The sequence below is a fragment of the Bacteroidota bacterium genome (assembly GCA_016706865.1).
Lineage (GTDB): Bacteria > Bacteroidota > Bacteroidia > Chitinophagales > BACL12 > UBA7236.
Map to the genome: position 1 here is coordinate 622,495 of JADJIS010000003.1, position 12,462 is coordinate 634,956.

Genomic DNA, 12,462 nt, shown 5'->3' on the forward strand with positions numbered 1-12,462 from the left:
CTAATTTTATACAATGACGCGGCTGTTTAATTGTCAATTATCAATTGTCAATTATCAATTTCTCTCTAAGTTTTCTGTTTTTGTTTTTTTGCAGCTGGAAATAAAACATTATTTAATATCAATCTATATCCCGCAGAATTCGGATGCAATTCTAATTCTGTTGGAGGATCGCCGACATAATGTTTATAATCTTCAGGATCATGGCCGCCGTAGAATGACCAAGTGCCGTAACCAAATTCACCGTGAATATAACGCGCTTCGTTTGCCGATTTATTTTCACCCATGATTAATACAGAACTTTTAATGAGTTCTTTTTTAAATCCGGTGGTTTGGCCATAAAATCCTGCAATTGTTCTTTCATGACATTGGGTCAACATAGTTGGAACAGGATCCCATTTTGCGGAGAAATCAAATAAAGTAAAAAAGTCTAATTCCTTCGGGACATTTCGCGATTGAGAAACATCAATATTAGAAATTGCATATTCATAAGGATTTCTGCTAATGGTATAATCTTTAAAGGCAAAGGTTTTACTATAATCTAATTTCTGTTGTGAGTTTGGGTCTGCAGGATCACCATCAAACATACTTTCACAAATATCCACACCCTCGGCACTTAAAGCAATATCATAACTATCAGCTGCACTGCACATCGCAAATAAAAATCCGCCCCCACTTACAAAATCTCTTATTTTATGTGTCACTGCCAATTTCAACTGAGAAACTTTGGTGAATCCGAATTCGGTTGCTATTGTTTCATTTTCCATCACCTGTTGCTGATACCAGGCCTGTGTATGATAAGCACTCCAGAATTTTCCATACTGACCTGTAAAATCTTCATGGTGTAAATGCAACCAGTCGTATTTTGGCAATTCGCCATTCATTACTTCTTCATCATAAACTAATGTGTATGGTATTTCGGAATATGTAAGAACCAAAGTAACTGCATCATCCCAGGGTTGTTTTGATTTTGGAGAATATACCGCTACTTTCGGAGCTTTTTCCAGTTTCATCACATCCATATTTACCTCGGGATCACCAATGTCTGATACAATTTTATTGTAACTCGCATCCGGAATTATTTCATAACTCACATTGCGTATCAAACATTCCTTTTCCAAAAGATCGGAATAGGCGAAACAAAAACTTCCACCCCGGTAATTGAGCATCCAATCCAGTTTTGAGCCATTTTCCAAAACCCAAAAGGCAATTCCATAACATTTTAAATGGTCCTTCTGAGCATCATCCATAGGTAGCAGCAAATAGGAAGCCTGCACCGGTAAAAGTGAAAAGGATAACAAAATGATAATTAAAACTTTTTTCATCATGATAATGTTACAAATCTAACGCAAAAATTGCTCCGTGATTTTATTCGGCAGGTTAAATTTTGTGAAAACTATTAACAACTTGTCTAAATAGGGTTTTAAACAGCAATAATATATGAATTTAAACATTGCTGCTTTACATTTGCAATTGCGATAAAAACATATGCATGAGTTGGTTTAATACGTTTCTTACTTCTTCCATTGGCCGTAAATTGGTGATGGCTATAACCGGATTGTTCCTGATCACTTTCCTGATTGTGCATTGTGCAATAAATTCGATGATCTTTTTTAACGACGGTGGGAAAACCTTCAATCTGGCGGCCCATTTTATGGGTTCCAATGTGATCATACGTTTTATGGAGATCGTTTTGTTTGCGGGAATTATTCTCCATATCATTCAGGCCTATTTGCTCTATTTTCAAAATCAAAAGGCCCGGCCAATTGGATATGCCGTTAATAAACCTCAACAAAACAGCAAATGGTATAGCAGAAGCATGACTCTTTTGGGAACGCTGCTTTTAATGTTTCTAGTACTGCATATCAATCACTTTTGGAAAGAATCGAGAATGGGTGGAATTGGAAGTATCGAAGCCCTGCCGGAAGTAATGATAGGAGATAAGCCGGTTCTGAATTTATACAGCGAAATGGTGGCTACCTTTCATAGTCCGCTTATAGTTGTTATTTATATTCTCGGAGTGATCTCTCTTTGCTGGCATTTAATCCATGGATTTCAATCAGCCTTTCAAACATTAGGAATAAATCATAAAAAATATACACCATTCATTAAAAGTGTAGGGATAGGATTTTCGGTGCTTATCAGTTTAATTTTTATAATGATGCCGTTGGCGTTGCATTTTGGGTGGGTGAGGTAGGTGGGAGTAACCAGTGGGCAGTAAACAGTGGGCAGTAACAGTGGGCAGTAACAGTGGGCAGTAACAGTGGGCAGTAACAGTGGGCAGTAAACAGTGGGCAGTAAACAAACAGTGGGCAGTTTGTAACATTGGAGATTATTGCTTCGAATTGAAAATGTATTTTCATTCGAACGAAATCGAAAGCTCCCCTATGGGGTTGGGGGCCCGTGGGCAGTTTGTAACATTGGAGAGTTGTGCACCGAAATTAAACTGGGTGAAATAAAAAATAACAATCAAAAAATAAAAAACATTAAACGGAACGTAGCCCTGAAACTTTTAAAAACCAAGTAAACTTTTACTAACCCAGAACTCAGAACTCAGAACCCAGAACCCAGAACTCAGAACTCAGAACCCAGAACTCAGAACTCAGAACCCAGAAAAAAAATTATAACTAAAAATATATGTCGCTCGATTCAAAAATACCGGAAGGCCCATTAGACGAAAAGTGGACGAACTATAAAGATCATGTGAAGCTGGTGAATCCGGCAAACAAACGCAAACTCGAAATTATTGTGATCGGAACGGGATTGGCGGGAGCGTCGGCGGCGGCTTCGTTGGCGGAGTTGGGTTATAAGGTGAAAGCGTTTTGTTTTCAGGACAGTCCGAGAAGAGCGCATAGCATTGCTGCTCAAGGCGGGATAAATGCTGCGAAAAATTATAAGAATGACGGAGATTCGGTACATAGATTATTCTATGACACCATTAAAGGAGGCGATTTTAGAGCCAGAGAAGGAAATGTGCACAGATTAGCTGAAGTGAGTGTGAATATCATTGATCAATGCGTTGCGCAAGGAGTTCCATTTGCAAGAGAATATGGTGGATTATTAGATAATCGTTCCTTTGGAGGAGCACAGGTATCGAGAACATTTTATGCAAGGGGTCAGACGGGACAACAATTATTAATTGGTGCCTATCAGGCTTTGGAGCGACAAATTGGTGTGGGTAATGTGGAGATGTTTTCACGTCACGAGATGCTTGATATTGTTGTTATTGATGGCAAAGCAAGAGGAATTATAGCTAGGGATCTTGTGGATGGAAAATTGGAGCGTCATTTCGGACATGCAGTTTTACTTTGCACAGGTGGATATGGAAACGTTTTTTTCCTCTCTACCAATGCCATGGGAAGTAATGTTACTGCTGCCTGGAAAGCATATAAACGCGGAGCATATTTTGGAAATCCTTGTTATACGCAGATACATCCGACCTGTATTCCGGTTTCCGGTGAGTTTCAGAGCAAACTTACGCTCATGAGTGAAAGTTTGCGGAATGATGGTCGTGTTTGGGTTCCAAAAACGCAGGAAGACGCAAAAGCCATCAGGACCGGAGCAAAAAAACCTACCGATATCCCCGAAAACGATCGGGATTACTATCTGGAACGAAAATACCCCTCATATGGCAATTTAGCTCCCCGCGATATTTCGAGTCGTGCAGCCAAGGAAGCATGCGATGATGGTCGTGGAGTTGGTGAAAGTGGTCTTTCTGTTTACCTCGATTTTGCCGACGCAATTAAACGTTTAGGTCAGGCAACAATTGAGGAACGATATGGTAATTTGTTCGAAATGTATTCCCATATCACAGGTGAAGATCCATATCAGGTTCCGATGCGCATCTATCCGGCAGTGCATTACACAATGGGGGGATTATGGGTGGATTATGAACTTATGACCTCCGTTCCGGGATTGTACGCACTCGGTGAAGCAAACTTTAGTGACCATGGAGCCAATAGGTTAGGAGCTTCAGCTCTTATGCAAGGTTTGGCAGATGGATACTTCGTAATACCTTATACTATTGGGTCCTATTTGTCGGATGAGATCTTTACCAAAGCAATTCCTACCGACCATCCTGCATTTGAGGAGGCAGAAAATAATGTGCGTGGAACCATCGAAAAATTGTTATCCATTCAGGGTAATAAGTCAGTGGATCAATACCACAAAGAACTCGGCAAGATCATGTGGGATTATTGCGGAATGGCGAGAACTGCGGAAGGATTGACAAAGGCAAAACAAATGGTGCGTGAATTAAGGGAAGAATTCTGGAAAAACGTTCGTGTAACTGGTAAATCCGGCGAATTGAACCAAGACCTTGAAAAAGCTTGGAGAGTTGCCGATTTCTTTGAACTCGGAGAATTAATGATAAAAGATGCGCTCGACAGAAATGAGAGCTGTGGAGGCCATTTCCGTGTGGAATATCAGGAATCTGGAGAAGCGAAAAGAGACGATGCTAACTACGCTTATGTTGCAGCTTGGCAGTTTCAAGGTATTGATAATGAACCTGTTATGCATAAGGAGGAATTGGTGTTTGAGAATATTAAGTTGGCGGTGAGGAGCTATAAATAGGTGAGTGGTGAGTAGGGAGTGGGGTGGCTCCGGCCAGGTGAATGAATCCTACTATTCAAAGAAGTCACTGGAGGAGTAATGAGTTATGAGTAATGAGTAGGTTCTCGATAGTCAAACGTTTCTACTCCTGACTAATGACTCTTGACGATTCGATGCTTAAAGGGTGCAATTTTTTGGGTAGTACCGGATTCACGATTCACGATTGCCGATTCACGAAAAGGGAGCAAAAAAAGAATAAAATCACGATCAAAATATAATCGTACATGAATTTTAAATTAAAGATCTGGCGGCAGGCAAATACCACTTCACAGGGTAAGTTGGTGGAATATGCCATTGAAAATATCAGTTCTAACACTTCCTTTTTGGAGATGGTGGATATTTTGAATGAGCAACTTATTAATAAGGGTGAAGAACCAGTGGCCTTTGATCATGATTGTCGCGAAGGGATATGTGGAAGTTGCAGCATGTATATTAATGGACGCGCGCATGGCCCTCAAAAATTATCTACTACCTGTCAGTTATATATGCGTAATTTTTCCGATGGGGAGACTATAACGTTGGAACCATTCCGCGCAAAAGGTTTCCCTGTTTTAAAGGATCTTGTTGTTGACCGCACTGCGTTTGACAGAATTATAGCAGCCGGCGGATATATTGGAGTTTCCACGGGTCAGGCCCAGGATGCCAATGCAATTCCCGTTGAAAAACATATGGCTGACGCAGCAATGGATGCTGCGGCGTGTATAGGATGTGGTGCCTGTGTTGCAGCATGTAAAAATGCTTCGGCAATGTTATTTGTCTCCGCAAAAGTTTCTCATCTCGCATTATTACCTCAAGGAGACCCCGAACGCAAAAAACGCGCTCTTGCCATGGTGGCCCAAATGGACGCCGAAGGTTTCGGTTCCTGCACAAACACCTACGCCTGCGAAGCCGAATGCCCAAAAGGAATTTCCGTTGCCAATATTGCACGTCTAAATCGGGAATATTTGAGTGCCAGTTTAGGGTCGGAGGAGAAGTTGAAGTGAGTTATGGGTTCTGAGTTCAGGGTTCAGAGTTCTGAGTTCAGGGTTCTGGGTTCTGAGTTCTGGGTTCTGAGTTCTGAGTTCAGGGTTAAAGGATATCGGGATGTTAATTCACGATTCACACCTCACGATTCACGAAAAGAGTCAGGAGTCATTAGTCAGGAGTAAAAACGCCCGGCTTGCGTGGATCAAACTCATAACTCATTACTCATTCTCTCAGGAGTGAGGAGGGAGAAGTAGAAGTTTCAAAATGTCAACCATATTGGTTGAATAATTGACCTTGCTAAAAAGTATTTCGTAGACCCGAAGCGTTCACTACTATCTACTCGTTTTCGCCCATTCTCAATTCTCAATTATCAATTCTCAATTGGTTTGCAATTTTTTGTAAATTCCTCTTGTTTAACCCTTAATCAATAATATCACAAACAAATTACAATTAATTTTATAGATGGTATTAAAATATGTCGTAAATTCGACATTGAAATAGGACGATGAAGAATATTTTACTGCGATCAGGGCTTGTATTTTTAATTATTTCAGGATTTTCGCTATCCTTATTTGCTACGCATAATCGGGCAGGAGAGATCACTTATACACACGTAGCTGATCTTACTTACGAATTTACTATTACAACTTATACCGATCCGAATTCACTTGCCGACCGGGATGCACTTTATATAGATTGGGGTGATGGGACGGGTGACACTCTATTTCGCAATAGTATAGAAACTCTTACAGATTATATTCAGAAAAACGAATATATCGGACAACATTCATTCTCCGGTGCAGGAGAGTTTGTAATTAGTATGGTGGATCCGAACAGAGTGGAAAACATATTAAATATTGATGGATCAGTAAATGTTCCGTTTTGTCTGGTTGATACTTTTGTGATTTTTGATCCCTTATTATTCGGATATAATAATTCCCCTTTATTATTGAATCCTCCTATTGATTTTGCGAATGTGGGAGAAATTTTTATTCACAATCCCGATGCATTTGATATAGATGGTGATTCACTTTCTTATGAACTGGTAGTTCCGTATCAATACCCGGGAATCGTAGTTCCGGGATACCAATATCCTGATGATTGGTCTGAATGTTCTACCGATATTTTTTCTATAAATTCATTTACCGGCGATGTTGTATGGGATGCGCCTTGTGATGAAGGAATTTATAATTTCGCTATTTTAATTACAGAATATCGTAATGGTGTTCGGCTTGGTACCATTTTGCGTGATATGGAAATATTTGTTATTGAAACAAATAATCATGCTCCTGTAATTGGTGAGGTAAATGATACTTGTATATATGCGGGAGAAGAATTAAACTTATTAATTACAGCAACGGATGCTGATGTTACTCAAACAATTACTTTAACAGCAGATGGCGGACCGTTCTTTATTGATGAAAGTCCTGCAGAATTTTTCAGCACTCCTGATCAGGCTTTGGTAGAAGGCACTTTTACCTGGGAAACAATTTGCAATCATGTTCGCTCACAATTTTATCAGGTAGTTTTTCGTGCGGAAGATGATTTTAAATTGGGTTTTGATGAAATTCCTTTAGTGGATCTTGAAACGTGGCTTATTTATGTAATTGCACCTCCACCCGTTATTTTAGATGCGGTTCCTACTGCCAATGAAATTACAGTCACCTGGCAGGATCCATATTCCTGCGAGGATTCAGAGAATTTTTTGGGATTTTCCGTGTGGAGAAAAATTGGATGTGATTCCATCGTATTTGACAAATGTCAGAGAGGATTGGGAGGCACAGGTTACGACTCCATAGCTTTTGTGGAAGATGTTTATGAATATATAGACAATGCAATTGTTTACGGACAGGAATATTCTTATCGTATACTTGCAGAATTTGGTGAACGCAGCGATATCGTTCCTGATTTTATTTACAATAGAGTTGCAAGTGCACCGTCAGATAATGTATGTGCGGAATTAAAACGCGATCTTCCGATCATTAATCATGCAAGTGTAAGAACTACAAGCACAACTAATGGTTCTGTTTATGTGGGATGGTACAAACCGCTAGGAACAGATCTTGACACTGCCATTTTTACTCCGCCATATAAATATGAAGTCGTTCGATATGAAGGATTTACTGCAACTGGAACGGAAACATTAATTTCTACCTTTACAGCTCCAACTTTTTATGATCTTACGGATACTTCGTATATCGATACTTTAATAAATACTTTTGCCGGTCCTTTTACCTATAAAATAAAATTTTATTTTACTGATCTTGGAAATTTTGAATTGTTGGGAAGTACACATGCGGCATCTACGGTTTATCTCGAGGCAGCACCGGGAGATAATAAATTAAATCTCAGTTGGAATTTCGAAGTGCCGTGGACAAATTTTCAATACGATATTTATAAAGAAAAACCATTGGGTTCAGGTGATTATGAATTACTTACCACAACAACAGAACAATCGTATATCGATGCTGGATTAAATAATGGTGTTGAGTATTGTTATTATATTAAAGCATATGGGAATTATACCATCGAAAGTTTACCGGATACCCTTATTAATTTTTCAGAAATAAAATGTGGAGTTCCAATCGACAATGAAGCACCTTGTCCTCCGACATTAATAGTTGAAAATATTTGTCAGGAAGAAACTGTTGGTTCGGTTGATGAGAACGATCTCAAAAACGAACTTATATGGACCAATCCAAATAATTATTGTTCTGATGATGTGGTTAAATATTATATTTATTATGCATCGCAGGAAGGGCAAACTCTTGTTTTATTAGATACCAATGAACCTGCGGATGATACAACCTATACACATGATAATTTATCTTCCATTGCAGGATGTTATGCAGTGGTTGCGGTTGATTCATTTAATAATGAAAGTTTATTGAGTAATGTAGTGTGCGTGGATAATTGTTCCGACTATAATCTTCCGAATGCATTTACTCCAAATGGCGATGGATTTAATGATCTTTTCACTCCAATATTACCATATCGATTTATTGATCACGTTGATATGAAAATTTTTGATCGATGGGGAAGTTTAGTATTTACCACCTCTGATCCAATGTTGAACTGGGATGGAAAGGACAGTAAATTGGGTAAGGATGTGAATGAGGGAGTGTATTATTATGTCTGCACTGTTTACGAAATTACAGTGGGCGGTGTAGTGCCATTTGAACAACCTAAAAAGGGATATATACATTTATACCGTCAGGATAAAAGCGAAAAATAATCCACTTACCTTTGTTACATGTTTACAGGAATAATTGAAACCACTGGCAAAGTGATATCTCTGCAGAAGGAAGGTTCTAATTTACATATTACGATCCAATCCTCCATCAGCGATCAATTGTCGATCGATCAGAGTGTAAGCCATAATGGAGTTTGTCTCACTGTAGTTAAAACAGCTGGAAATTCGCATATGGTAACTGCAATTCAGGAAACTTTAATAAAATCAAATCTGGCTACTTTGGCAGAAAATAGCGTTGTTAATTTAGAACGCTGCCTAAAGATCGGCGATCGTTTGGATGGACACATGGTACAAGGTCACGTGGATACAACAGCACAACTTATAAATAAAAAAGAGGAGCAGGGGAGTTACATGTTAACCTTTATCATAAATGAAGATCACAAAAATTTAATTGTAGAAAAAGGCAGTATTTGTTTAAATGGAATAAGTCTCACCTTGGTAGATGTCGGCGACGATAAATTTTCCGTCGCAATAATTCCCTACACCTGGCAAAACACCAATTTGCAAAATCTAAATATCGGTGATAATGTGAATATTGAGTTTGATGTTATTGGGAAATATGTAAACAGGATCATGGAAAAGTAAATTAACATTCCTTTCCACTAATTTATAAAATCCCACCATAAAAACATTGCATGCGCAGCATGCACTTTCTACAAAAATAGCGCAAGCCTCAGGCTTGTGCAACCTTCATCGAAGCGTCCGCTTCCTGTAAAAAATAGCCAGGAACTTTAAAAAACAAAATTTATTTTGTATAATTGTTAAACAATAGCATCCATACTATGCGATATTTCATCCTCAGCTTTATTTTCACCTTAGGCACTACTATAAGCTTGCAAGGGCAGGATTGCAATTATGAACCGGTTTCTATTACTCCAATAGATACCTGCAACTTTGACCTTGACAGTTGTGGTTACCTTGTCGATTTGGATACTTCAAATACTTGGGTTAAAGGTTTTCCGCAAAAATCTTTTTTTGGCGATGCCCACACGTTTCCCAATGCAATTATGACCGATTCAGTAAATCCATATCCAAAAAATAATAATGATTTTATTCAATTCGATATTCCAATTGTTGATGAAATATTTTGGTCAAATGTATATGTAGAATTTTGGCACAAGTTTCAATTTGATACATTAAATGATGGTGGATATTTTATGGTTTCCTTTGATGAGTCACCCTATTATTCGAAAGAACAAATAGAATATGGCGACTTACCAGAAAATTATCTACAATGGATAGATTTTTGCGGAACATATTATGAGTATGGAGATTTGTTTGCCGACTCTATAAATGGTTTTACAGGAGCTATTACTGATTGGTCATATACCAGGATATTATTTGTTTTTAATACTCCTGTAAAAAATGGCGATATTTCTTTAAGATCATCAGATTATGCAACTGATACTATTCATCTCCGGTTTTATATTTTATCTGATTCGATAGAAGGCGGTGAAGCAGGTTGGATATTGGATGATTTTCTATATGGAACTTCAGACCTAGGTGGAAACATACATCAATCTGAATTAAACCTGCAAATAAAAACATACCCTAATCCCGTTTCAAACGAAGTTAATATTTTAATTCAAGGACTTGTGAAAACCAAAATTAATATTGATCTCCATGATATCAACGGACGAAAGGTAAAAAGTTTCGATAATATTTTCACAGATGAAGGAGGATATACTAAACTTGATATCACAGATATTCCATCCGGTATTTGGGTCATTAAAATCGCTAGTGAAAATGAAAATTATTATTCCAAAATTATAAAACAATAATCCATGTTTTCAAGTACCTAATATATTCAATCTCCTTACTCCAAACCGTGCATCAGCCGCGGCTGATGCACGCCAAAACCAAATAGCGCAAGCCTCAGGCTTGTGCAACGTTCATCGAAGCGTCCGCTTCCCGTAAATGTAAATTAGTTTATACCAGATAAAAAATTCAATACCCTCTCACTAAAAATCCTATCCTCCTCCATATTCGACAAATGGCCTGCATTATCAATTATATGTAATTCCGAATCTTTAATATTCTCATGTAAAAACTGTGCGCGATCAGGTGGCGTTATTTTATCTTCCTTGCCACAAATAATGAGTGTAGGGATTTTTATTTTGTTTAGAATGCTGCATGTTTCTCTTCTTCCTGCTAATGCCTTCAAAGTACTTGTAACAGTAGATACTTTTGTGGAAAGAATAATATTTCTGATCTGATCCACAATTTCAGGTTTTCTGTTAAAAGTTTCCTCATAGAAAATATTTTTCAAAAATCCTTCCGTAAATTCAGTGAGTCCGTTTGAATTTATGGAGTCAATTGTTTTAAATCTTTTTTCCGCCCCTTCAGGAGTATCTGCGATACATTGCGTGTCACATAAAATTAATGCCTTAAATCTTTCAGGATAGCGGTCAATTGCATTTAAAATGATATATCCACCCATCGACAACCCGCAAACAATAGCAGAGGAAATATCCAAAGCATCCATAAAATGAACCAGATCGTCAGCAAATAGATCCATACTAAATGCTTCCGCATCAGCCTCAGAATTCCCAAATCCTCTAAGATCATAATTGATCATCCTGTAATTTGATCCAATCGCTTCCAATTGCGGATCCCAGGCACTTTTATCGAAAGGAAATCCGTGAAGAAAAATTATTGGCGTGCTTTCATTGCCACTGTCCTGGTAAGCAATATTCAGTCCGTTTAAATTGATATTTAGTTCGTTCATTTTTTTAAGTTTTAGTTATTAATATAATTTATTTCCTCCATCTGAGAATTATTTTTCTCAAGAATATGAAAATAGTCGTTTAAATTTAATTAATCGCTTATTCTCCCTAAAGATACTAAAATAAACTAATTTAAAAAAAATCTATTACAAAATTTGGGTTTAAACAATATTTCATGTGAGATATTGAGATTTCATAGTTTTTATTATTTTCTGATTTGTATACATTTGTGAAAATATTAGTCATTATGGGCATAACAATACATTATTCCGGGAGATTGAAAGAAGCTGAAATTTTGCCTGCTTTGATAGAAGAAGTAAAAGATATTGCACAGGCAAATCATTGGAAGTATCATATTTTCGAAACACTGATAGCTGCTGATAAATTTGGCGCGGAGAAATACGATAATAATATTTACGGTATATTATTTAGTCCTCCTGAATCGGAGCCTGTCTGGCTCACATTTTTATCAAACGGACGAATGTGTATGTGCAACAGTCTCGAATTTTATGGAAATTCAGATCAAGAGCAGGACAAAGAATTCTTATATTATTTATTCACAAAAACCCAATTTGCCGGACCTGAAATTCATAAACAAATAATTAATATTCTTCGTCATATCAGCAATAAATATTTGTTGGATTTTACGTTAACTGATGAAGGAAATTATTGGGATACTGAAGATGAAGAAAAATTAACCGCAACATTTAAACGTTATTCATTTTTAATTGATTCTTTCGCTACGGGTTTGGAAAATAGTGATAAGCTACCAGATGAGTCTTTGGAGGATTATATAGTAAGAATAGCGAAGACGGTTAAATAGAGTGGCAGTGGGCAGTTTGTAACATTGGTGATTGTGGTTTCGGGTTGAGATTTAATTTAAATGTGAGGGGACTAAGATAAGTCACA

Annotated in this window: 9 protein-coding genes; 7 read left to right on the forward strand and 2 right to left on the reverse strand. The window is 37.7% G+C overall.

What is annotated here, in order from left to right; translation table 11 throughout:
- Positions 1–65: 65 nt before the first annotated feature.
- The gene (locus IPI31_12225; protein ID MBK7568580.1) at positions 66–1,325 is read right to left on the reverse strand and encodes an asparagine synthetase B; all 1,260 of its coding nucleotides are present in this window, start codon (positions 1,323–1,325) and stop codon (positions 66–68) included.
- Between the two features lie 164 nt (positions 1,326–1,489).
- Between IPI31_12225 and IPI31_12230 the strand changes: the two genes are divergently transcribed.
- The 6 genes from IPI31_12230 to IPI31_12255 all read left to right on the forward strand — a co-directional run bounded on the left by IPI31_12230 (position 1,490) and on the right by IPI31_12255 (position 10,608).
- Positions 1,490–2,194 (forward strand): succinate dehydrogenase cytochrome b subunit, encoded by a 705-nt coding sequence (locus IPI31_12230; GenBank protein MBK7568581.1) that lies wholly within the window; start codon positions 1,490–1,492, stop codon positions 2,192–2,194.
- 440 nt (positions 2,195–2,634) lie between these two features.
- Entirely contained in the window at positions 2,635–4,569 is a 1,935-nt protein-coding gene (locus tag IPI31_12235; GenBank protein ID MBK7568582.1) for a fumarate reductase/succinate dehydrogenase flavoprotein subunit, read from the forward strand.
- Between the two features lie 263 nt (positions 4,570–4,832).
- Entirely contained in the window at positions 4,833–5,591 is a 759-nt protein-coding gene (locus IPI31_12240; GenBank protein ID MBK7568583.1) for a succinate dehydrogenase/fumarate reductase iron-sulfur subunit, read from the forward strand.
- A gap of 488 nt (positions 5,592–6,079) precedes the next feature.
- Positions 6,080–8,809 (forward strand): gliding motility-associated C-terminal domain-containing protein, encoded by a 2,730-nt coding sequence (locus IPI31_12245; protein ID MBK7568584.1) that lies wholly within the window; start codon positions 6,080–6,082, stop codon positions 8,807–8,809.
- Positions 8,810–8,827: 18 nt separating this feature from the next.
- Positions 8,828–9,412, forward strand: a complete 585-nt coding sequence (locus tag IPI31_12250) for a riboflavin synthase (protein ID MBK7568585.1) — start codon at positions 8,828–8,830, stop codon at positions 9,410–9,412.
- 197 nt (positions 9,413–9,609) lie between these two features.
- Positions 9,610–10,608 (forward strand): T9SS type A sorting domain-containing protein, encoded by a 999-nt coding sequence (locus tag IPI31_12255; protein MBK7568586.1) that lies wholly within the window; start codon positions 9,610–9,612, stop codon positions 10,606–10,608.
- A gap of 143 nt (positions 10,609–10,751) precedes the next feature.
- Here IPI31_12255 and IPI31_12260 read toward each other — a convergent pair whose 3' ends face one another.
- Positions 10,752–11,555, reverse strand: coding sequence for an alpha/beta fold hydrolase (locus IPI31_12260; protein ID MBK7568587.1), 804 nt, complete (start codon positions 11,553–11,555; stop codon positions 10,752–10,754).
- A gap of 245 nt (positions 11,556–11,800) precedes the next feature.
- Between IPI31_12260 and IPI31_12265 the strand changes: the two genes are divergently transcribed.
- Positions 11,801–12,376: a hypothetical protein gene (locus IPI31_12265; protein ID MBK7568588.1), complete on the forward strand. Its 576-nt coding sequence runs from the start codon at positions 11,801–11,803 to the stop codon at positions 12,374–12,376.
- The last annotated feature ends 86 nt before the right edge of the window (positions 12,377–12,462 follow it).

Coding starts and splice junctions, on each gene's coding strand:
- IPI31_12225 (MBK7568580.1), bottom strand. CDS start 1,325: ATGATGAAAAAAGTTTTAATTATCATTTTGTTATCCTTTTCACTTTTA.
- IPI31_12230 (MBK7568581.1), top strand. CDS start 1,490: ATGAGTTGGTTTAATACGTTTCTTACTTCTTCCATTGGCCGTAAATTG.
- IPI31_12235 (MBK7568582.1), top strand. CDS start 2,635: ATGTCGCTCGATTCAAAAATACCGGAAGGCCCATTAGACGAAAAGTGG.
- IPI31_12240 (MBK7568583.1), top strand. CDS start 4,833: ATGAATTTTAAATTAAAGATCTGGCGGCAGGCAAATACCACTTCACAG.
- IPI31_12245 (MBK7568584.1), top strand. CDS start 6,080: ATGAAGAATATTTTACTGCGATCAGGGCTTGTATTTTTAATTATTTCA.
- IPI31_12250 (MBK7568585.1), top strand. CDS start 8,828: ATGTTTACAGGAATAATTGAAACCACTGGCAAAGTGATATCTCTGCAG.
- IPI31_12255 (MBK7568586.1), top strand. CDS start 9,610: ATGCGATATTTCATCCTCAGCTTTATTTTCACCTTAGGCACTACTATA.
- IPI31_12260 (MBK7568587.1), bottom strand. CDS start 11,555: ATGAACGAACTAAATATCAATTTAAACGGACTGAATATTGCTTACCAG.
- IPI31_12265 (MBK7568588.1), top strand. CDS start 11,801: ATGGGCATAACAATACATTATTCCGGGAGATTGAAAGAAGCTGAAATT.